The 22,589-nt window shown below is 57.8% G+C and carries 12 protein-coding genes; 9 read left to right on the top strand and 3 right to left on the bottom strand.

Translation table 11 applies throughout. The features are described 5' to 3' along the window. Positions 1–132: 132 nt before the first annotated feature. Positions 133–282 carry a hypothetical protein gene (locus AC07N8_RS02150; RefSeq protein ID WP_493142415.1) on the bottom strand — a complete coding sequence of 50 codons (150 nt, stop codon included), beginning with the start codon at positions 280–282 and terminating at the stop codon, positions 133–135. An 82-nt stretch (positions 283–364) separates the two neighbouring features. Between AC07N8_RS02150 and AC07N8_RS02155 the strand changes: the two genes are divergently transcribed. The 3 genes from AC07N8_RS02155 (at position 365) to AC07N8_RS02165 (ending at position 3,279) form a co-directional block, all read left to right on the top strand. Further along, the gene (locus tag AC07N8_RS02155; protein ID WP_123433027.1) at positions 365–1,471 is read left to right on the top strand and encodes a GGDEF domain-containing protein; all 1,107 of its coding nucleotides are present in this window, start codon (positions 365–367) and stop codon (positions 1,469–1,471) included. Next, positions 1,464–2,399 (top strand): iron-sulfur-binding ferredoxin reductase, encoded by a 936-nt coding sequence (locus AC07N8_RS02160; RefSeq protein WP_483841818.1) that lies wholly within the window; start codon positions 1,464–1,466, stop codon positions 2,397–2,399. The genes AC07N8_RS02155 and AC07N8_RS02160 overlap by 8 nt, the downstream gene beginning before the upstream one ends. A gap of 130 nt (positions 2,400–2,529) precedes the next feature. After that, entirely contained in the window at positions 2,530–3,279 is a 750-nt protein-coding gene (locus AC07N8_RS02165; RefSeq protein ID WP_493142418.1) for an enoyl-CoA hydratase-related protein, read from the top strand. 198 nt (positions 3,280–3,477) lie between these two features. On the opposite strand, the gene pyk is transcribed toward AC07N8_RS02165, so the two are convergent. Beyond that, entirely contained in the window at positions 3,478–4,929 is a 1,452-nt protein-coding gene (gene pyk, locus AC07N8_RS02170) for a pyruvate kinase (RefSeq protein ID WP_027922904.1), read from the bottom strand. 157 nt (positions 4,930–5,086) lie between these two features. Between pyk and AC07N8_RS02175 the strand changes: the two genes are divergently transcribed. Together AC07N8_RS02175 and AC07N8_RS02180 are read left to right on the top strand one after the other, a co-directional pair. Further along, positions 5,087–5,461: a tetratricopeptide repeat protein gene (locus AC07N8_RS02175; RefSeq protein ID WP_483841816.1), complete on the top strand. Its 375-nt coding sequence runs from the start codon at positions 5,087–5,089 to the stop codon at positions 5,459–5,461. Between the two features lie 241 nt (positions 5,462–5,702). Further along, a complete protein-coding gene (locus tag AC07N8_RS02180) occupies positions 5,703–6,062 on the top strand; it encodes a PilZ domain-containing protein (protein ID WP_483841815.1) in 360 nt (119 codons plus the stop codon). Positions 6,063–6,212: 150 nt separating this feature from the next. On the opposite strand, the gene AC07N8_RS02185 is transcribed toward AC07N8_RS02180, so the two are convergent. After that, positions 6,213–6,587: a DUF6124 family protein gene (locus tag AC07N8_RS02185; protein ID WP_483841814.1), complete on the bottom strand. Its 375-nt coding sequence runs from the start codon at positions 6,585–6,587 to the stop codon at positions 6,213–6,215. 1,022 nt (positions 6,588–7,609) lie between these two features. Between AC07N8_RS02185 and AC07N8_RS02190 the strand changes: the two genes are divergently transcribed. The 4 genes from AC07N8_RS02190 (at position 7,610) to AC07N8_RS02205 (ending at position 22,556) form a co-directional block, all read left to right on the top strand. Next, positions 7,610–10,285: a hypothetical protein gene (locus tag AC07N8_RS02190; RefSeq protein WP_493142421.1), complete on the top strand. Its 2,676-nt coding sequence runs from the start codon at positions 7,610–7,612 to the stop codon at positions 10,283–10,285. A gap of 139 nt (positions 10,286–10,424) precedes the next feature. Beyond that, on the top strand, positions 10,425–14,006 hold the full coding sequence (locus tag AC07N8_RS02195; protein WP_493142423.1) for a Tc toxin subunit A: 3,582 nt from the start codon (positions 10,425–10,427) through the stop codon (positions 14,004–14,006). Between the two features lie 76 nt (positions 14,007–14,082). Then, a complete protein-coding gene (locus AC07N8_RS02200) occupies positions 14,083–18,198 on the top strand; it encodes a Tc toxin subunit A-related protein (RefSeq protein ID WP_493142425.1) in 4,116 nt (1,371 codons plus the stop codon). Next, entirely contained in the window at positions 18,195–22,556 is a 4,362-nt protein-coding gene (locus AC07N8_RS02205) for a hypothetical protein (RefSeq protein ID WP_493142427.1), read from the top strand. The genes AC07N8_RS02200 and AC07N8_RS02205 overlap by 4 nt, the downstream gene beginning before the upstream one ends. The last annotated feature ends 33 nt before the right edge of the window (positions 22,557–22,589 follow it).

Here is a 22,589-nt window from a genome sequence, read left to right on the forward strand (position 1 = left end):
CAATAAGGTGCTTGCAGCTTGGGTGCATCGGTCGGTTGCAAGCACCTTTCAAGGCACGCCGGGGCTGCTGGCGCGACGCTAAAAAGGCGCGGCAGTATACCGCGCCTCGCGGGCGGGTACACGCGCCGGCAGTCAATCGTTGGTCGCATAAAGGCTGGCGCGGAGCTTTTGCTTTTGCTTTTGCTTTTGTGGCGAGGGAGCTTGCTCCCTCGCCACAGGTTTATCGTCGTTCGGAGACATGCTTTTGACGCCAGTTTTTTGCCCCGAAAATTGAATGGTCATTTGTCCGGCTCGCCACTAAAGTGGCAGTCGGCCTGTAGAGTAGGACACTCAAACAGCCTCCTTTCGCATGGTGAGTCAACGATTGACCCATAACGCCATCCAACGGCTTTTACTCAAACGCTTTGCCCTTGCAGCCGGCACGTATGCCTTGGCCTTGATGCTGCTGTGGCTGGCGTTTTTCACCGGACATTACGACGAACCCGTGGCCAGCGTGGCCGTCGGCACGGCCCTGGTGGTCATCAGCCAGGCGGCGTTGTTCGTGGTGTTTTACAGCGGTTGCAACCTGCGTTTTTCCGATCCCAGCCTGACCGAAGTGCAAGTGTTGATGGGGCTGGGCTGGCAAACCTGGCTGATCGCCAACCTGGATGAAGCACGCGGCGCCTTCCTGGTGTTTTACGTGCTGATCCTGCTGTTCGGGCTGTTCCATCTGTCACGTCGGGCGTTGGTGCGATGTGCGCTGCTGGTGTTTTTCAGTTTCAGTGCGATCACGCTGTGGGAGGGCTACCACTTTCAGTTGCCCGACCCGGCGCTGGCCGGGTTGCAAGTGTCTGTGCTGTTTATCGTGTTGATCTGGCTGGTGCTCTACGCCCGTTATGTCCAGGCCTCACGTCAACGCATGCGGCAACGGCGCTTTGCCTTGCAAGCGCACCAGGACACCCTGCGCGGGATGATGCGCCAGCTCGAAGACCTGGTCGCTACCGACGAACTCACCGGGCTGTTCAACCGCCGCCATTTCCTGCGCCTGGCCTCACGTGAACTCAACGCCATGGACGCCGGCGTGATGCATGGCCTGGCGCTGATCGACCTTGACCACTTCAAACGCATCAACGATGTGCACGGCCATGCGGCGGGCGACCAGGTGCTGCAAGCCTTCGCCGGCGTCGCGACGGCATGCCTGCGCGACGGCGATGTGCTGGCGCGTTATGGCGGTGAAGAATTCGTGGTGCTGGTACCCGATTGCGATGCCGAACGCCTGACTGCGTGCTGTGAACGGTTGCGCATCGCCTTCACCGATGTGGAGTTGATCGGCCTAAATGTCGCGCATCTCAGTTTGTCGGCGGGCATGACGTTGCTGGAACTCGGTGACGATCTCGACGATGCCTTGCAGCGCGCCGATCAGGCGCTCTATCGCGCCAAGCGTGACGGGCGCAACCGGTGCGCGGCGGCCTGGGAGAACGTCGATGCCTGAGTTACGCGTCGGCGAGCGCCACTTTACGGTGGCGCCGGGCAGCAACCTGCTCGATGCCCTGAATCAAAACGGCGTGCCTGTGCCCTACAGTTGCCGCGCCGGCAGTTGCCATGCCTGCCTGGTGCAATGTGTACAAGGCCTGCCGAGCGACAGCCGCCCGGATGCCTTGAGCGCCGAGCAGCGCCAACAAGGCTGGCGCCTGGCGTGCCAATGCCAGGTGGTCGAAGACCTGCAAGTGCACACCTTCGACCCGCAACAGGACGGTCGCCCGGCCGAGGTGACCGCCGTGGATTGGTTGAGCGCCAGTGTGTTGCGTTTGCGCCTGACCCCAGAGCGTCCGCTGCGCTACAGCGCCGGGCAACATCTGGTGTTGTGGGCGGGCAATGTGGCGCGGCCTTATTCGTTGGCGAGCCTGCCGGAAGAAGACCGCTTTCTGGAGTTTCACCTTGATTGCCGTCAGCCGGGGGAATTCAGCGACGCGGCCCGTCAGCTGAAAATCGGCGATTCGATCCGCCTCGGCGAACTGCGCGGCGGGGCCTTGCATTACGATCCGGACTGGCACGCCCGACCGCTGTGGCTGCTGGCCGCCGGCACCGGTTTGGGGCCGCTGTTTGGCGTTTTGCGCGAAGCGCTGCGTCAGGATCATCAAGGGGCTATCCGCGTCATTCACCTGGCCCATGATGCCGATGAGCATTACCTGGCCAAACCCCTGCAAGCCATGGCCGATGGCCGGGAAAACCTCAGCGTCGAACGCTGGACCCCGGCCGAGTTGCCGCAGGCATTGGCGCAACTGCGGCTTGTCTCCCGGCAAACCCTGGCCTTAGTCTGCGGAGCCCCCGACAGTGTCGACGCCTTTTCCCGGCGCCTGTACCTCGCGGGCTTGCCGCGCAATCAACTGCTGGCCGATGTGTTCCTGCCTCGTGGTTGAGCGCTGATTCTTGTGGCGAGGGGGCTTGCCCCCGTTGGGCTGCGCAGCGGCCCCAAAAGTGTGTGAGCGCTGCGCACTCAAGCGGGGGCAAGCCCCCTCGCCACAGTGACCTCCCAGATCAGGACTCGCCATGACCGATGCCATCCAGATTGAACGCGAACGCGGTGTGCTGACACTGCGCCTGAATCGCCCCGAAAAGAAAAACGCCCTGACCCGCGCCATGTACAGCCACTTGGCCGAAGCGTTGAAGCAGGCGGATTCCGACCCCGAAATCAACGCCGTGCTGATCACCGGCAGCACCGAGTGCTTCACCGCCGGCAACGACATTGCTGACTTCATCCAGCAACCGCCAGGCAACCTCGACAGCCCAGTGTTTCACTTCATGCTCAATTTGCTGGAGTGCCGCAAACCGGTGATCGCCGCCGTGGCGGGTGCGGCGGTGGGGATTGGCACGACGATGCTGCTGCATTGCGATCTGGTTTACGTCAGCACGGATGCTCGCTTGCGCATGCCGTTCGTCAATCTCGGGTTGTGCCCCGAGTTCGGCTCCAGCCTGATCCTGCCGCGTTTGCTCGGGCATGCCAAAGCGGCGGAGTTGTTGCTGCTGGGTGAAGGGTTCAGCGGTGAGCAGGCGGCGGCGTGGGGCATTGCCACCGAGGCGCTGGGCAGTGGCGAAGCGACGTTGGCCAAGGCGCGGGAGATGGCGCTGCGCTTCGAAGCGTTGCCACCGGAAGCTGTGCGCATCAGCAAGCAATTGATGAAAGCACCGGACCGGGAATTGCTGCGCAAGGTGATCGAAGAAGAGGGCGCGTTGTTTACCCAGCGGCTGCGCTCCCCGGAAGCGTTGGCGGCGTTGACCGGGTTTATCAAGCGACATTGAATCTGCGGTGGCTGAGCTGGCCCCTTCGCGAGCAAGCTCGCTCCCACATTCGACCGAGTTCTCCAAAGGGAATGCGTTTAAATGTGGGAGCGAGCCTGCTCGCGAAGGCGTCAGTCCTGACAACACAACTTCAGCACCAGAAACCAAAAAGCCCCGCCATTCACATGGCGGGGCTTTTGTTTTTCAGCAATCGGTCACTCAGACCATCGGGTCGCCAACGTGCAGGATTTTCATCCCGTTGGTGCCGCCGATGGTGTGGTAGCTGTCGCCCTTGGTCAGGATGACCCAGTCGCCTTTCTCCACAACACCGCGCTTGAGCAACTCGTCGATCGCAGCCTGGCTGACTTGCTCAGGCGGCAGCGATGCCGGGTCGAACGGTACGGTGTAGACGCCACGGAACATGGCCGCGCGAGCCTGGGTTTCGCGGTGCGGGGAGAACGCGTAGATCGGCACCGAAGAACGGATGCGCGACATGATCAACGGCGTGTAGCCACTTTCGGTCAGGGCGATGATCGCCTTCACGCCCGGGAAGTGGTTGGCGGTGTACATGGCCGCCAGCGCGATGCTTTGGTCGCAGCTTTCGAAGACCTTGCCAATGCGGTGGCTGGAGGTCTTGCTGGTCGGGTGCTTTTCAGCGCCGACACAGATACGCGCCATCGCCTGCACAGCTTCCAGCGGGTACAGGCCAGCAGCACTTTCGGCCGAGAGCATCACGGCGTCGGTGTAGTCGAGCACGGCGTTGGCTACGTCGGACACTTCGGCGCGGGTCGGCATCGGGTTCTGGATCATCGACTCCATCATCTGGGTCGCCACGATCACAGCCTTGTTGTGGCGGCGTGCGTGCAGAATAATTTTCTTCTGGATGCCCACCAGCTCGGCGTCGCCGATTTCCACACCCAAATCACCACGGGCAACCATGACCGCGTCGGACGCCTGGATCAGCGCGTCGAGGGTTTCGTCGTCGGCCACGGCTTCGGCGCGTTCGATCTTCGCCACCAGCCAGGCAGTACCGCCGGCCTCGTCGCGCAGTTGACGGGCGTATTCCATGTCGGCAGCGTCACGCGGGAAGGACACGGCGAGGTAGTCGACTTCCATCTCGGCAGCGAGCTTGATGTCGGCCTTGTCTTTCTCGGTCAGGGCCGGAGCCGTCAGGCCACCACCGCGACGGTTGATGCCTTTATGGTCGGACAGCGGGCCGCCGATCAGCACGGTGCAGTTCAGTTCGGTGGCGGTGGCTGTATCAACGCGCATCACCACGCGGCCGTCGTCGAGCAGCAGCTCGTCGCCCACGCCGCAGTCTTTGACCAGGTCCGGGTAGTCGATGCCGACCACTTGCTGGTTGCCTTCGGTCAGAGGATGGCTGGTGGAGAAGGTGAATTGATCACCGATCTTCAGCTCGATCTTCTTGTTGGCGAATTTGGCGATACGGATTTTCGGGCCTTGCAGGTCACCCAGCAGGGCAACGAAGCGGCCGTGCTTGGCGGCGAGGTCACGCACCAGCTTCGCGCGAGCCTTGTGCTCGTCGGGGGTGCCGTGGGAGAAGTTCAGGCGGGCGACGTCCAGGCCAGCCAGAATCAGCTGTTCGAGAACTTCCGGCGAGTTACTGGCCGGGCCAAGGGTAGCGACGATTTTGGTACGACGGACGGACATGCAAAGACTCCTGAGTTCAAGCGCTGAGTGAGGCTACTATGCTCTAGGGGTGTAGTCATTGTTCGGATGCACTACTTTTTCGTTTGTTTTTTGAAATGAACATTCCTGAAGATTTTCGCCCGCAGGCCGATACAGCGCTCAAGACAGGAGATCCCCCATGCGATTTGCGCTCATTGCCGTCCTTGCCCTCAGTGTGACGGGTTGTGCCCGTTGGTCGATGAACCATCATTTAAACCTCGCGTACAGCGCCTACGACCGTGGCAATTGCGAGCAGGTCATGCTCGAACTGTCGAAAGTCGAGCGCTCCAGCCGTGCGCGGCCTTATGTGTGGCCGGAAGTGTCGATGATGCGCGGCCAGTGCCTTGAACGGCAGATGCTGTTCGTCGATGCGGCGCAGACTTACCAGTACATCATCGCGACCTACCCGGAAAGCGAATACGCCTACCGCGCCCGCGCCCGACTGGAAACCCTGCAGAGTACGGGCCATTACCCACTGCGCAGCGCGGCGACCCCACGCCCGTCGCCGTACTGATTGCGGTTATCCCTGGCCGCTCGGCGGGGGTGAGCTATAGTCCAGGAGATCGGTTTTAGAGCCTTGGGCTTTAAAACCGAGGTCATACCTGTGATCGGCAGGAGTAAGCGTCAGCGGTTGCATGGACTGTCGCACCGGGAACGGGGAGAGCGCGCCTTCACTTCCATGGCTTAAATGGAAGCGAGCCCGTTCCGAAGCATTAGTGCGGCCCTGCTTAAGGGCCTTGCTGGGCCATTTGCGCATGTTTACCGACCGCCGGATCGAGCGGCATCAGCTGCCGTATTTCTTGAGAGTGTTCAACAGCATCACCGACAAACCCATCGGCTTTCTCGGCAACGTATCTGCAGACGGGCTGATGCTCATCAGCCAGTTGCCCATGATGGTGGGCGTCGACTTTGACCTGCGTCTGAAAATCCCCGCCCTCGACGGTTGCCAGCAGGTCATCGACCTGACGGCGTGTTGTCTGTGGTGCCATGAAGACGAAACACCCCACCACTATGACGCCGGGTTCAGCCTGCAACGGGCGCCGCCGGAGTTTGGGCAACTGGTGAGGGCGTTGACGCAGTACTTCAGTTTTCAGCCGTTGCCTGCTTCGGCCTGAGGGTTGTGGTGTCTGGGCAATCGCCTTCGCGAGCAGGCTCGCTCCCACAGTTGAATCGAAGTTGAGCACAAGATTTGTGCACACCGCAGAGCCAATGTGGGAGCGAGCCTGCTCGCGAAAGCGTCAGTACAGTCATCTGATACTTAACGGTCAGGCCGTCTTGATCGCCCGCTCGTTATCCAGCGACCGCTCCACCAGCATCAGCCCCAACTCACTCATTCGATAAATCGCCATCGCCAGATGCCGCGGCGCGTTGTCCAGGCTTTCAGCCAGGTCGAGCAGCAGAATGCTGACCGTCGAAAACGTTTCGTAGGTCTCGATGGTCAAGGCTTCGGGGTTGGCGTCCGGAGCAACGGCGAACATTTTCATGGCGCGGTCCTGGGAAGAGCGAAGGGTTTCGATGTCGGGTTTGAGGTAATGGTCGAGCGCCTTGTCGGCGGCGGCGTGGAGCTTTCTTGAATCGAGGGTGGCGTAGGGGGAAACCGGGTCGGTTTCGGGGGGTGGATTGGGTGTTGGTTTGAACATGATCGATCTCCGTTATAGGGCTGCCACCGTCTCGCGACTAAACGAGGGGTGGCGGCTGTAAGCAGGTTAGTCGACCGGCGGAGATACGAATTCCGGCGCGCCCGGGGGCGCCCTGCGAACAGCCACCATCAAGTGCGGGGATAGGGAATACCCGACTGGATGACGCTTATACACATGTATCGAACCGCCGGGCGACTAAACCCGATCGCTGATTGGCAGCGACTTGGATCAAGTTACGGGGCAGAGACAAGGTGCACAAGCCGGCGGATTCTGGCGGATGTGTAGTCCGTTGCGCAAGGTTGTGTAGTCAATGGGCCGAAGGCTGAAGGGGCTGCTCATTCGCGCTAAAAAAGCAGGGCGCCGTTCGTCGGAACTGTCAGATTTTACAGGTTGTCGGATCGCACCGATTCGGCGCTCAATCCTCCATGCCTCTTTTTTGACGATCGGGCGCAGCTGACCCGTTCAATCTCTTATCACGGTACGGTGGGGAATGGATGATGGATGAACATTATGGTATCGAAGGAGTCCTTCCGGAAAAGTCATCGAGCGATGTTCCCCCACTCGCGGACGTTATTCATTCACACATTAGGGTGACTTATGACTCAATGTGGGCGGAGCTTTATTTTTTCTACTGGTGGAGTGAAGGTGGGACAGGGCTAAATTGTTATTCGTCAGGTTACCGCACATTCAATAATGGACGTCGTGACGGAAATATCAATCTGGGATTTAGCTCCCCAAACGGAGGAGGTTCCTGGACTAAGGAACTTACTCGTGGGGCTGTCCAGGATGGCCAGACACATGAGCTGAATGACGGTGGTTATATATTTGTAAGTGGGAATAGTGGGAGAAAGGCAACTATAGGGTTTGGTTATACTTTTGATACTTCTGGAGGGGATCCCTCTGCGTACGGCGTCCTGGAGGTTCTGTACGTTCCTGACCCTGTGATCACTAGCCCAACCAACAATGGATCAGTGAATAGACGGTTCACTGCCCACGGTAATAATGGGCAGTCGCTCAATTTGGTGGCAGTCAAACTTTATAACGCTGCCGGTGACCTGTATTTGAGTGACGCGAGTGTGGAACTTAACGGTAACTGGAGTGCGAATATTGACTTTCCAGCCGGGTCACAGCTGACGTTCTACGCGCAGCAGACAGTCGGCAATACCTCCGCCCAATCCCTTCCCGTCACTGTTTCGTTGGTGGTGGCTGATGTCAGCATCTTGTCACCGAAAGTAGATGATGTATTTCGCGAGTTGAACCCAGAGGTTTTCGGGTTGGGCGAGCCCGGTGCGAGGATCGGTATATATGAGAGCGGCAGTGGAGCCATTGAGTATGGTTCGACGACAGTTGCGGGCTCTGGGTGGATTACACGGCTCAGCGTGCCTCTGCCAGAACGTGAAATTGTCCTTATTGCCTCGCAGGATTTTCACGGAATACGAAAATGGTCAAACAACGTAAGCGTCACAGTACGGATTGCGCCCTATCCGCCTGTTATTACCACACCCGCCGCGAGTTCTACACAGAACCCAACGTTTACGCTTTCAGGGACGGGTGGTGAGGCGGGTGCCACGATGCGGGTATACCTTGATTTGTCGCAGACCTTGGCAGGCCAAGCTCATGTAGCAGGTAGCGCTTGGAGTGTACCGGTCAATGTCCAACCAGGGGCACGCTCGCTGGTTGCCGATCAGACTTTGAACGGTCGCCCATCCGGTCCTAGCGACCACCGAACATTCAACGTCCGCCCGCCCCGAGTCGAACAACTCAGGGCCGTGGCAACCAACAACGGCACCGTCACGATCACTGGCACAGGATATATCGGTGCCGAGCTCGATATTTGGATTACACGCGGGAGCGTTATAAAAACCTTTACGGTAGCCGCTACCTCGTGGACGAAAAGTTACCCTGACTGGCTACCAGGCGCCTACAGCATTGATGCACGCCAGAAAGTCAGAGGTCTGAGCAATGCCTGGATAGACTCTGAGTGGAACACCCAACCCGCCACGTTCACGGTTAAAGTCCCTCCTCCCACCCTCACGCATAGCGCCGGCGCTGACCAGAAGCCGGCATTTTCCGGCAGTGGCAATGTGTGGGACGGTCATGCTCCGGCCAGAGTCGAATTGCAAATCACCGGGTCTTCCAACCCCCTTCCTACGATGCCGATAGTCAACGTTGTTAACGATCGTTGGGCGAATACGGCGACCGCTCAGTGGGAGCCGGGCACTTATTCCGTAAAGGCCCGGCAACTGTTCAAGCCCAATGGCAAGCCGGATCTTCAGTCGGACTGGACGTCGGCTGCGCAAGTGGTCGTCAAGGCGCCGCTGCCCTCCATCGACACCATTACCGACAATGGCCTGTCCCCGGACTTCGCCGGCACCTGCTGGAAAGGCGCGGTGGTCAATCTCACCTTCAGCGACAGCGCAACGGTCTATCCGGTGTCTGACGCCGACAAGGACGGTCGCTGGACCTACCGTCGTCCTGCGCCATTTCAGCCGGGTTCGTACACCGTCAAGGCGACCCAGACATTCGGCGGGCAGACCTCGAACGAGTTTACTAAAAACTTCTCCGTGGCCGTTCCCAGACCCGTCATCAAATCCATGGCGCCCCCGGTGGGCCATGAGCCGATCATTGAAGGTGGCGGCGGCTATGCCGGTGCCGAGATGACTATTTACGATTATTTGACCGGCCAGCCACTGCACCAGATGCCGGTGACAGAAGACGCGTGGAAGGTACCGCTGGCGCTCAAGTTTAGTGACTATCAGATTTATGCCATTCAGTCATTCAACGGGTTGTCTTCTGAACACAGCGAACTCATCAGCTTTAAAGCGGAGTTGTTGCCACCCATCGTCAACACGCCGCAACCTGTCGACACGGTTGCACGCTCCTTCAGAATCGAAGGCCTTGCCTGCAAAAAAATCGGTATTGAAGTAGCGTCGGTTGAGGTGTGGCTGGAGGGGGGAACCGAGCCTTGGGCGAGAATACCGGTGAACTATGCAGGTGTGTTTTGGTTCAACGCGACCTTGCCGCTGGGCACCCGCACCTTGAAGTTCAAACAGCGGATCACGGATGTGGAATCTGCATTCGGAAATGATCTTGTACTCGTGGTCGTGCCGGCCAAACCAGTCATCGAAACTCCAGCCGAGGGTGAAGCTATCGAGTCGCGCCTGGCCGTTTCCGGCTTTGGTTACCCAGGCGATACGGTCAGCGTCGCCTTCGCGGATGCCCTTGATGTGATCCTCGGCACCACGCAGGTGGAGCAAAACGGCACGTGGTCGCTCTGGCTCTTGCTTGACCGACCGGCCAGCCATCCCTCACTCGTGGTTCAGCAGAGTTTCGAAAATCATCTTTCCGGGTGGACAGCGCCGCGGCCGGTTGAGCTGCGGACTCAGCCACCGCAATTTACGACGCCACTCCCCGGCCGATGGGTCGAGCCCAAGCCGACATTTGCGGGCACGTCGTGGGCGGGCGCAAAGATTGAGCTACGAGACTGGTCCAACCCGGACATCAGTCTGACCATCTCCCATGCTGTCGACGATGCCTGGGAAGCGACACCCACGAATGATTTACGCCCAAACGAGCATTGGGTGTGTGCGACGCAAAGCGCACAGCAGTCCGGCGGTGTCACCCAGGTATCTGCCAGCGCGGACAGCCCTCGATTCGAAGTCATGGCCGTTAACGACGACCCTGATTCAATTCCTTGATTCCCCGATGAACGGTCACCTCTACTGTCATTTATGACAGTAGACGCGGTGCGGGTGATGCAGCCAAATGGCTGCACAGGGAATGACAGTCTGGTCATTCGTTTCACATCAATGATGTGCCGGTCGCAGGAGTCACAGCATGGCCAACTCCCCCATTCGAATCGCTCGACAGATGTACGAGCAACTCTTCGACGAGCCCTTGCGCCAGCAGTTCTCCGCGCTCAGTGACTATCTGGACCAAGACGGTTCGGTGTGTGTGCTGGCGCAAAAAGGCGTGGGGGGGCTGGTGTCCGAGTTCGGCCTCAGCGATCAGCAGGCGCGTGCCTTTCAACAACGGATCAACGGTCTGGCGACGCAGGTCATGCGCCGGTTTATCGAATATCGGTTAGCCCACGATGAGGCCTCAGTACAGCCGATGGCAGGGCTGAACAATGGTCCGACCTATGCGCTTTTGTTCAAACCCAAGTTCGATGAACTCTGCCCGGTCAATGCAATTGAAGCGATCCATTCGCCCGCGGCTTATCTGGTCTTTCTGATGCATTGGGCACTGAAGCGGCTGGGTATCGCAGACGGGACGGCGTTGCCTCTGACAGACCGACGCCCCGACCTTCAGAAAATGTTGATTGACAACTTGGCGATCAATGGCGAAGTCACCTCGGTGGAGGTCATTACCCGTGTGATGGAAACCTTTATCGAGAACACGAGCGGCGCGACGCAGGACATTGACAAGGACCTGAGCGAGCAGTTTTTTCCTAATGACTTGCCGTTTCACACCCCTTGGGAAACGCTCGATTACGTGCTGCGCAAAGGCGCCGAGTCGGTCGGTAGCGTTGTGCGGTTGTGTGACCCGTTGTTTCCGTATTTCATTCGCCCGCAGCCCTGGAGTGCCGAGTTCGACAAGGCATTCACCCAAGCCGCGAGACTTAGCCCTGCCCAGCGAAAAATATTGACCGAGCGACGGACATTTCCAGACGACTTGGAGGATTTGTACGAACGCTACTTCGGGGTGAAGGGGCCAGAGGAAGGCAATCTCAGGGTCGTGAGCTTTTTCAATGAGCGAACGAAGCGGGGTTATCCGGACCTGGAAGCGTTGTTGTCGATTGAAGGGTTTTCGATCACTTTGTCTGAAAATGTGCAGAATGTGCCGGATTACATGGACACATTTGACCTGCCTGTTTCAGGGGTGAATGCCGGATCAGTCTTCATTCATGAGGGTGTCGATCCTCCTATCTCTATCGTGTATGAAGACAGTGGTCAGGTGGTTTTAAATCACTTCAAGGACTTTAGTCACGACCGCTTTGACCGAATGAACCGAAAACTGCGCTTGGACAAGTGGCTGGAGCTACATAGCCACGAAGTCGATGCAGTGATTGTCGCGGCCATGAATGCCGAAAGTTCGCCACAGTCCCCTTCGTACGTGATAACGGAAAACACCATTCGGGCACTGGGCCTGTTCCAGGAGTTGCGCGAGCAATATGCCTGCTCGGCCGAGGATTTTGCGGCGTTCTTCTGGAGGATTTCGATTTTTGGTCGGGGCACCGAAAAAGCTCAGTTTGACCGTGTTTTCAACGAACAAATGCGCTTCTCAGCCCCTTTGAAAATCGACGACGAGCCGTTTGCAATCATCCCGGTCACCCCGGAAGACCTGCTGACGGTCAATCAGTTGCGCAGTGGTCTGGGCATCGACCTGGAAACCTATTTTTACCTCGCGCATTTTGTCGCCGATGCCCATGGCGTGACCGAGCTTGCGCGCAGTTTACCGATTGTTTCCAGTTTCTATCGCATGGCCAGGTTACCGCGTTTGCTGGGGATTACACCCATTCAGGCCATTCTCTTGTTGGGCGTATTAGGCGGCGAAGCCTGGGTGACCCCGCTGGCCGGTGCGTCTCGTATCGCCACCCCGCGCAATGCAGCAACACCGGATACGCTGAGCGTCATTCACGCCCTCATGGACTGTGTTCGCTGGTGCCGCGACGCCGAACTGCCGGTGCATTGGGTGATCGAGCAGGTGACGCCGATCACGCAATCGTCACTGCCGAGCGACGCACAACGTGAGCTATTTTCTCAATTGCAAGTCCAGCTCCCGCCCGTGCTGTTGACCGAGCAAGCGTTGACCATGGTGGGTGTTCCGACCTTGTCGAATAACCGCCAATGGATGAATGAGTTGTGGGCACTGGTGGATGAACAAGGGCTGGTGATTCACTTTGCGCAAACGCCGCAACAGTCATTTGAGTCCTATGCCCGAGTGGTGATTGACAGAGTTGTGCAGGCCGCTATTGGCGGTATCGACGAGGATGCCCGACGGGTCATCGTCGAAAAAATCCTCGCGGTGGTACTGCGCACCGAAGCCGGCCAGCGCAATGTGGTGCAAGGCAGCCTGGGCACGTATGCCGGGCTGGCTTCGGAACAGGTTCTGCCGGTGCTGACATGGTCCGGGTCAACGGTGTATGGCGTACTGGTCGAGGTGCTCGCGCGTTTGCCGGCCGATTCCGGCAGTGCTTCGGGCCGACGAGCCGCCGAAGAGCCGGGCGACCCTTTCCTGAATGTGCTGGCAGAGTTTTCGCGACGCAGTAACGTGGCCACAACGCTGCAACTGAGCGCGGGTTTCCTGACGCACTTTATCCAAAACGGTTACGAGCAGTGGTTTGCGCTTGAGACCGTGCAAGCGTTCTCGATATCGACCCTTTATGACCTCACGGTTTACAAGCGTGCGGTCACGATGACCGGCCAACCTGAGGAAAAACTGCTCGATTACCTGCGCCGGGTCAATGCCTTGCCCAACCTTGTCGGTGACGGGAAGCTGTTGGTTCAAGAGCGGGCGGCAAAGCTGTTGGCTGAACTGTTTGCGTGGAGTGTTCGGGAAGTGCGCGCCTGCGCTGATCACGTAAACAATGGGCAGGGTTTTATCCGTACTTTGGCGCAGCTTGACGTACTGACCCGTATTCGACAGCTCGCGCAGCAAACAGGTCTGAACGCGGAAACCTTGCTGGACGTGGCCAAGCTGCCGGCGGACAGCACCTATGAGGCTTACGCATCAGTGGCTGAACAGGTCAGCGCCAGTTTGTCCGAACGTACCGACCCGACTTTGGCCGACGACATCGTCGCGATTGGCCTGGATGTGCTGGTCACTTGCACGGTCAACGCGACACAGCTGATAGCGAACCACCCCACCGATTTTGTCGAGTACACCGTGAAGGTACTGGACCGTGCGAGCAAGCCGCTGAAATCGGCCAATGTGCATTGGCGCTCCGGGCTGGGCCGATTCGCGTCGTCGATGAGCAGCACGGGTACTGACGGAACCGCCACAGTGAAATTTTACCCGGGCTCGCAGATGGGCACGGCGGTTCCATCGTTCCATCTTGACCTGGGCAATGATCGGGTCGCGCCGGCGGTCGAGATCGGCCTGGACCGGGCATCACTGAATATTAATACGGACCTCACTTATCCGGGGCCTCCCAGCCAGGTGCTGCTCGGCACACCCGTCACCCTCAGGGCAACGGTGACCGATAAGTATGAAAACCGTTTTGTGAACGAGCAGGTGACATGGATCCTGAAGCCCTTGCTTCAACCTGACATCCATACCCAGACCAACAGCAAGGGGATCGCCGAACTGACGTTTACCAGTGATGTAGCCGGGAAAGTAGATGTCACCGCCAAGGCGGGAGGCCAATCCCTCGCGTTCCGGTCGATCACATTCGTTGAAGCGCTTCCTCAACCCTAATGAGTTCACTGGCTTTTGAGTGCCGTGGCATGCGCCAGGACGAGCCGTGAAAAATTGATACTGACAGGAGACGGTGATGGCCAAGCAATCGTTCGATGACCTGGCGGCTCTGCGGCGCAATGCCTTGATAGACCTCAGCCTGAATGCCAAGCACACCCAGGAAAACCGGCCGTTTCCGATGAAGCTCAAAACGGCCGATGACTTGTTCGAGTGGCTACGCTCAGACCCTCTGGACAGTAAGCAGATCAAGACCTCCTGGGGGGCGGAGGGGGTGAGCTGCCTGCAGCAATACATCCATGCGGTGTATCAAAAGCTCGAGCCGGGTTACAGCGGTCGCAAATTTGACCCGGACGACCTCGAAGAATGGGACATCGCCAGCAGCTACGGCCCCTGGTCGGCGAGCCAGTTGCTCAAGTGCACACCCGAAGATTACATCACGCCTTTTGTGCGCATTCGCAAAAGCAGTTTGTTCAAAGCCCTTGAGAGTCATCTGAATCAGACTCGCCTGACCACGGATTCGGTGCAACAAGGGGTGCAGGAATACCTGCGCACCTTCGAGGAAACCTGCAACCTGAATGTGCTGACCTGCTACATGGATGGCTCAAACCCGAAGAACAGTCAGTACTACTTTGTTGGCCGGGAGCGTGTAACGCCTTATCGCTATTTTTGGCGCAAGGCGGACATAGAGGTTGCCGACAACTCTGAAGCCGTAAACCCAACAGCATGGGGAGAGTGGCAACAGGCGGACATCCCGACCGACGAAAGCGTGCTGGACAGCCGACTGGTGTTTTGGGAAGGCCGTTTGTGCATGGTCTGGGTTGAGTGGCGCGCCGGGCTGTTCGACAAGCTTGCTAATGGAACGCTGCAAAAACCTTATGAGCTGGAAATCAAAGTAGCTTTCATTGCGTTGAACGGGCGCTGGTCACCGCCTATCCGCTTGCATCTGGCGTATTTTGACCAGGACGTATCGCAGGGCTGCCGGTTGGTGGCGGTGGTTTTGCGCAATGAGCTGGATACCCGATATCCCGAAGGCCGGTTGGCTGTGCATGTCACCAATGGCAAGTCCGGTACGGACAAATCGGACCAATATGTGGCGATCTACGAAACCCGTGATCCGCTACTGCGCAAACTTCCGGATGAAGGTCCGGTCATGGATTATCTGGCCAATGCGCTGTTTGCTGATCCTCTCACGGTTCAGCGACGGATCGCGCCAAGCCAGTTTCCTTCCGTCACCAGCGCCATCGGCACAGGAACATTGGCTGATCACCTTGGCATCAAGGCTTACATTGTTGCTGACGGAGACGACTACAAATTACGTATTCAGGGGTTTTGTGCGCTTAAGGAACCAGGCAAATCAGGGACACAGGAGCAATTCACGCTAGAGGTGATACACGGGTCAGAAAACGAAACTCCCATTACCAGCAGCTATTCCAACAACGGAGGCTGGTCGACGGATTGGCTGGAAGTGAAGAGGGCTTCTTTTGCCAAATACACGATTACTTGCACATTGGCCGGCGCCTCTGGGGACAGAACCGTTGTTATTGAGGTCCCCGCAACACTGCCTGCCCAGGGCTCTCTGCCGTTCATCCACAAACCTGCAGCAGGAGCGCCGGATAAAGGCGCGCAGTTTCTGGGTTTCAACCAACCTGTCCCTTTCAAACTCAAGTACGTTCGGCTGAACACGCTGATCGGCGCCGATCTGGTGTTTCGCTCCAATGTATCGATGGGCGCGGTGCTCGACTGGTCCACCCAGTTCCCGGACGTGCCGCTGCTTCCTCAGGGGACTGAGCCCAACGGTCCGTTCGACAGCAGCAACGGATTGTTTTTCTGGGAGCTGTTCTTCCATTTGCCGCATCTGGTGGCGTCTCGCTTGCGCGATGAGCATCGTTTTCTCGAAGCTCAGCAATGGTTTCATTATCTGTTCGACCCTCAGGCGCCCGCCGAAAAAGCCGATGGCCCTGTCGGTGCGAAGATTGCTTACTGGCGATGCCGGCCATTGGCAGTAAAAGAAAGCACGATTGAATACGAAGCCTTTGCCCCCACCGACCCGGACGCGATTGCTTACTCATCGCCTCGGCATTATCAAATCGTGATTTTTCTCGACTATGTGCACAACATTATTGCCTGGGGCGATTCGCTGTACCGGCAGTTGACTCGCGACAGCCTGGTGGCCGCCAAGCTGCAGTATGTGCGCGCCCTGTCCCTGATGGGACAAGCGCCCGACGGTCGAACCCGCAACGATTGGACACCCCGGCAGTTGATGGATCTGGTGGCTGAAGTCGACGCTCGATCGGCACTGGCAGACTTTGAAAAAACACTGTTGCTGGAGGCGGACCAGCTACCGGTAACGACTGCCCGTTTCATCCATCCAGGGGTATTCGGTACGACCTCCTTCAAATTGCCCGTGAGCCCGCGGTTGCGCGAGTCTTACGACCTGCCGGCCAAACGCATCTACAACCTGCGCAATAACCTGACCATCGACGGCAAGGAATTATCGATTCCACTGTTCAGTGCCATGGACCCCAGCGCCTTGTTGAACCATCTGGCGGCGGGCGGTAAAGGAAGTGCACGACCGATGGGGGGCCAATTGCGAGTGGCGGCGTTTCGTTGGCGAGTGTTGTTCGACGTGGCGATACGTTCCGTGCAGTTGCTGCAAGATTTCGGGAGTGAGGTGCTGCGTCTGCTCGAGCAACAGGATCGTGTTGAACTGGAAGAAATGCAGCAGCGGCATCTGGGCGAACTGGGAGACTTTGCCCGTCAGGCGCAAGAAGAATTCCTGGAGCAACAGCGCGAAAACCTGAAAGCATTGCAAAGCAGCCGGACCATGGCCGAGGAGCGTCAGGAGCATTTCAGCCGCCTGCACACCGGCAATATTTCCGACGACGAATACAAAGTCATGGAGGAAATCGACGCGGCTAATACGCTGGCAAGTGTTTCGACCGGGTTCAGGGTCGCCGGGGCTGTCATTGCGGCATTTCCCAACGTTTTCGGGCTTGCGAATGGCGGCCACCGACTAGATGCGTTGCCCGAGGCGGTAGCGTTTGGTTTACAGATTGGCGCGGAGTCCGCGCGCTATCGAGCCGAAAAAACCGAAAGGTCCGAAAACTATCGTCGTCGCCAGCAGGAATGGGGGCTGGCAAGGGACCAGGCCAGCGCTGAAATGAACGCCATCGATGCACAAATCATCGCCCAGAGGCGCGCTATCGCTTCGGCCCAGGCCAGTCTGGATCAAACCCTCAAGGCCAACGCCCAGGCACTCAGCCAGTTTGATTTCCTGAAAACACGGGCGACTAACCTGGAGTTGTATCGCTGGTCGATCGGTCAGCTCAAGACCTTGCATTTTCAGGCCTACGACGCCGCCGTGGCGTTGTGCCTGGCGGCACAGACGGCCCTTCAGGCAGAAACCTGTGAATTCACGAGAAGCACCATTCGCCCGGATGTCTGGCTCGATCAGCGTCACGGTTTGATGGCCGGCGCTTCGTTACGGGCGGATTTGTTGCGCATGGAGTCGGAACATCTGCAGCGCTATGAGCGGCGCCTGGAGCTGGTCAAGACTATTTCCCTGCGCCGGTTGTTCGACGATGTCACCACTGGGCAGACGGGGTCCGACAGCTGGGATGAAGCCTACGGCGAGTTGCAAGAGACCGGCATCCTGAACTTCGAGCTGACCCAGCTACTGTTCGATCGTGACTACCCCGACCATTACTGTCGGCAAATCAGTGCCGTCGAAGTGACGCTACCGGTACTCAAACCTCATTACGAGGATGCCAAGGCCACGCTGTTGCAAGTGGGCAGCTACACGGCCACGCAGCCGTCGTTCCAGTCGCTGGATTACTTGTACGGTTCCAGTGAGGTGGCGCCTGCGGATGTTCTGATCAACTTGAGCAGCGGCCAACGCGTCGCCTTGTCTGTCGGGCTGGACGACAACGGCATGGTCGCCTTCAAGCCTGATGAAAGCTTGCTCAATCCGTTCGAAAACACCGGCGCCGTGTCGCGATGGAAGCTGACGTTTCCCTGGCCGAAGCGAACCCGCCAGGCCGCCATGCTGGCCTCGATGACCGACATCCTGGTCAAGGTCATCTACACCGCCAAAGTCGGCGACGCCGCGTTTGCCAAAGAAGTTGAAAAGTGGGTGATCAAGGCTGATCCGAAGCCTGAGCCTGAGCCCGAGCCAGAGGTCAAGCCATCATGAAAAAGCTGCCTGATAACACGAACAAGAACCTGGTACTTAATGGGGATTTTCAGAAGCTCTACGATGATTGGGAAGATCTCAACAATCCCCAAGGCTTTCAGGTGAAAGGAGACTCTTGGCAGGGAGAGTCCATCTTTTATGCGGCGCTCAAAAATGAGGCATCGGTTTTTCAATCGATGAAAGTTGCGGTCGAGCCAGCCGCAGGGGCGCGTTATCACCTGCGTTTTCTTTACCAAAACACCTACAAGACGGCGCCAGGTAAAGTATTGATCGGCAAAAAAGGCGCCGGCAATATCGATAAGTTGAGCATCGATTTGCCTTCCACGGGAGGGAGCACCAGCGCGGAGCCCATGGCGCTCGAGCTTCAAGAGCTGGCGCAGCATCTACCGCTCGACCTCGATCTTCATAAGGATGACGATCTCGACATTACCCTGATCAGCCCGAAAAGAACGCCCGACGACAATTCCACTGCGGACATACGGCTGACGCGCATCGAGCTTCATGTGGAACTGGTGCCGCTGCAATTGCTGGGATTGTTTCATGACGACCAGCGCGTTGATGCTGGCCAGTTACTTCATCTGTGTCTGGGGGCTGAAAAGGAACAAAGGCATCAATTGAAATTTGAAGTTCTCCCGGACAGCGAATGGGCGGGCACCGACGCTTTGCTATGGTCCGAGGACAACCCGCAAGAGGCAATAATCACATCGCCCGACCTTGGGGTTAACCAGTCGATCGAGCTGCCGTGGTTGCTCGATTGCCCTGTGTTGGAAGGTGAAGCGCCTTATCTGTTCGATCTGAATATCTACAGCCACTACACCGCAGAGCCTTACCCTGTTGCGGTATCGCTGGGGCATCATCGGCTGACGCTGAACGTGCTCAAAGGCGCCACTTTTTGGCCGGTTCTGGAGTATGGCCAGACGCTGCCATTTCAAGTTCAAGTGTTGTCGCACTACACCGGCCTACCGGTGGCGGGTGTGGAGGTGAACTGGCACTTAGGTGAAGACCTGCTGCATAGCGGCATCTCCGATGGCGAAGGGAAAGCGGGTTTTGACTACATTCCCGGCGTTGATGGGTTGCAGATCATTGATGTCTCGGTACCAAGTCCTTACTACAACGATCCTGTCGTGCGGGAGTCGCTTGACGTCCTTGTGCTGAGGGACGATCCATTGAAAGCGGTACAGGTCCGGTTCGAGCGTATGGAGGCCACTGCCTGGGGCGAAAAAACCGGGTATCCCGACCGTGGCAGTAGCTACGCATTCAGCTTGATTTTCCCTGCAGGCAGCCCGTTGTTGGGGGCGAAAATCGCCGTGGGGTGGCGCGAGGGAGGGTACGATCCTGAAGATCTGGACGTGCGTTCGGTGCCTGGCTTTGGTGAATTGGCGCAGGTCACGGGCGACGAGCTTGAATGGACGCTCTTCTGCGGCGATGTGCTGGATGCACCCTTTGGCCTGTTTCTCTCCTGCCCGATGTTGCAGCGCGAGTCGCGTGATAACGCCATGTCACTGGCGCGTAACAACCTCAAGATCGGCGAAGTGCGCGAGGCCAATAAATCACCGGCGGTGGATGAGGGCGATAGCGTGTACTGCATGGTGCAGGTGCTGACGCTCAACAATGAACCGGCACTCAATGTTCAGGTGGATTGGGTCTTGTCTCATGGCACCTTCACCTCCTACACCGGCGTCGGAGGTTGGGCTAGCGCCTTCGATAAACCGACGGTCGCCGGCCCGTACGCGATGGTGGCGCAGATCAAGGTAAGGGAAGGCGCGCCCCCGCTGTCGCATTCATTCCCGATTGTTGCGTTGGCCACCAGTGAGTGGAAGGACGACATCGATTTCGTGTTTGATCAAACAATCATCGACAGCCAAGGGATGGGCATTTTGTGCTGGCGTGGCGGATCCCATACCTTCTCGATTGTCCCGAAACACTCGGGCAGCCCGTTCATTGGTCAGATGATCTCCCTGAATTGGCGCAATGGGGTAGAGCCGGACCTTGGGCTGGTTTTCAGTCCACCCTTGGGGAGCAAGGTGTTGCTGACCCAAGAGGGGGTGCAATGGTCAATCACCTCCGGCAACGCACGAAGTGGCATTTTTGAGCTGGAGGTTGAAAGCGACTATTTGCCGCGCAAACGGGAGCTGACCGGTCGTTTGATGGCCACGCAATTCGATGATGAGGTCACGCTGGTGTTCGATCAGATGACTTCGCCGATTGGTCGCAGTGATCTGCATCCGTGCATTGGGGCGATTCATCAACTGACCCTGTTGCCGCATGCGTTCAGTCCGTTGCAGGGGGTTGAGGTGCTTTGGGGCAACTCACCCACCGCGCCATTACCGGAAAATATAGAAATCACTCCAGGCCTTCGATCGTCCGTACCCATCACCGCAGGTGGTGTGCGATACACGTTTGACTGTTCAGCGAGTTCGGGAAAGACACCGCTTTCAATTTCCTACAGTTTGAGAAAGCTCCAGTTCAGAACCTCCGACCAACTTTTTAAACTGGACCATAACAAACTGAAGCTCGGTGCCGTACGTCAAGCGGCAATTGACCCTGTGCTGAGTAATGCTGAACGCGCCTGGTTGCAGATTCAGTACCTGTCATGGTTCACCGACTTGCCCGTCCCGGGAATGCCCGTGCAGTGGAGCGATGCGAAATCGCAACTGGCCCGATCCGAGACGGATGCCGAGGGTTGGGCGGGTCATGACTATGAACCGCTGGTGCCTGGGCCAAACACGGTCAACGCGCAGGTGGTGAATCTCTATGACGGCAGTTCTGCCGGTGACGACTTCGAGGTCTTGGCCCTCGATGCCGATCCCTGGCTGGGCCTTAGCGTCAAGACGATTGACACGCCTGACGCTCATGGCTGGGCCGAGAAGACATTTTTCCCCCGGCGTAGCGGACAGTTCGATTTTGTTTTATCGGCGAACGAAGACAGCTATCTGCACGGTCGGGATCTGGCGCTTGGGATCACGGGAGCGGGGCCGGGTGAACTGGGGTTGTCGATGGGGCCGGTTACGTTCGGACAATGGCGGACACTGGTTGGCGAGTTGCCCTGCACGCTGACCGCTTGTGACGAGAAGGATGGCGGTTTTTTCTTGCAGTGGGCGGCCTCGCGATTGCTGGCACGGTCACCTCGCAATGCGGTGTCACTGGGGGCGGGGACCAGAGCGATCAAAATGTCCGCCATCAACAGCAGCATGCAGGTTATTGACTGGGGCTCGATGGTTGAGTGCCAGGTAACCATTCGATCGGCCTTATCAGGCAAGCCTGTCGTCGGGATGGTGGTTGAATGGGATGGGCCGGAACTGGAACGGGTATCAACAGTGACCAATTTCTATGGCGTGGCGAGCGTGCGTTTTATGCCTGCATTTACCGGTTTGGGGCAAGTGACGGCTACGGCTGGTGATAACACGTTGTCGCTGAGTTATAGGGTCAACGAACCTCGAGAGATTCTTGAAATAACCAGCCCGGATTTGGTCGGCTATCCAGGTGAGGAAGTTGGCGCACAGGTTACTGTGGTCGGCGCTGGCGGCAAGGTACTCAGCGATGTTGAAGTCATGTGGCGATTTCAAGGTGTGGAGCTGACGCCGACAATGACGGGAACAGACGGTAAGGCAATCATTCGCTTTAAATTACCCTTCATTCAAGGCGACGGAGCGTTGACCGCTTCTGTCAGGGGCGGTGAAGAGGGATGGGTAGCGGAGCGTCTGGTGTTTACGGTGCTGGAAGATGAATGGGTTGTTGGAGACGTTAGCTCTGACTCCTCTGATGTTTACCTGGGCGAGTCAATGACCGCCGAAGCGAAGGTGGTGACTCGCCAACACGGAATCGCCGTGGGTGATGCCGAGGTGTCATGGCGGTTTCCGTTGCTGGAATTGTTACCCTCACATACTGATGCTCAGGGAGTTGCCACTATCGAACTCAAGCCTGTTCAGTTGGGTCAGCATGATTTAATCGCCAGCGTCGATAACGGGACTCCGAGTTCTAAAGGCCTCGTTGTAAAAGTACTTGATCCGGCTACGTCACCGAAGCACGCGACGATTAAAAGTGTTGTGGCATCCAGAGACTCAATTACTCCACGGGAAACCGTGGTGTTTACAGCCGTGATCGTTTCCACCGTCACTCAAGAACCGATGCCAGGCAGAGAGGTGTTTTTGTCTCTGAACGAGGGGGAATATATTCCTGTTGTCACTGACATTAGAGGGGAAGTGTCTCGGATTGTGGGGGGCGGGGGGGGGCAAGTGACGGGATATGTCAGTTTTTATATCGAAGTCAAAAACCCGGGTGGCACAACGCAGATACGCGGGAAGACAGTTGCCGTTGATCTGAACAAACCCGGTGACGCGCTTGGTAGTAATGGTTGAAAGACGAGGCCGCGCTGGGTGTTGGGTTGCAAA

This window comes from Pseudomonas sp. GW821-FHT10C09 (genome assembly GCF_059415465.1).

What these genes read in the sequence shown, in the direction of transcription:
- AC07N8_RS02195 (WP_493142423.1), top strand. Translation starts at nt 10,425, where the DNA reads ATGGCCAACTCCCCCATTCGAATCGCTCGACAGATGTACGAGCAACTC.
- AC07N8_RS02185 (WP_483841814.1), bottom strand. Translation starts at nt 6,587, where the DNA reads ATGTTCAAACCAACACCCAATCCACCCCCCGAAACCGACCCGGTTTCC.
- AC07N8_RS02180 (WP_483841815.1), top strand. Translation starts at nt 5,703, where the DNA reads ATGTTTACCGACCGCCGGATCGAGCGGCATCAGCTGCCGTATTTCTTG.
- AC07N8_RS02205 (WP_493142427.1), top strand. Translation starts at nt 18,195, where the DNA reads ATGAAAAAGCTGCCTGATAACACGAACAAGAACCTGGTACTTAATGGG.
- AC07N8_RS02175 (WP_483841816.1), top strand. Translation starts at nt 5,087, where the DNA reads ATGCGATTTGCGCTCATTGCCGTCCTTGCCCTCAGTGTGACGGGTTGT.
- AC07N8_RS02200 (WP_493142425.1), top strand. Translation starts at nt 14,083, where the DNA reads ATGGCCAAGCAATCGTTCGATGACCTGGCGGCTCTGCGGCGCAATGCC.
- AC07N8_RS02150 (WP_493142415.1), bottom strand. Translation starts at nt 282, where the DNA reads ATGACCATTCAATTTTCGGGGCAAAAAACTGGCGTCAAAAGCATGTCT.
- pyk (WP_027922904.1), bottom strand. Translation starts at nt 4,929, where the DNA reads ATGTCCGTCCGTCGTACCAAAATCGTCGCTACCCTTGGCCCGGCCAGT.
- AC07N8_RS02165 (WP_493142418.1), top strand. Translation starts at nt 2,530, where the DNA reads ATGACCGATGCCATCCAGATTGAACGCGAACGCGGTGTGCTGACACTG.
- AC07N8_RS02160 (WP_483841818.1), top strand. Translation starts at nt 1,464, where the DNA reads ATGCCTGAGTTACGCGTCGGCGAGCGCCACTTTACGGTGGCGCCGGGC.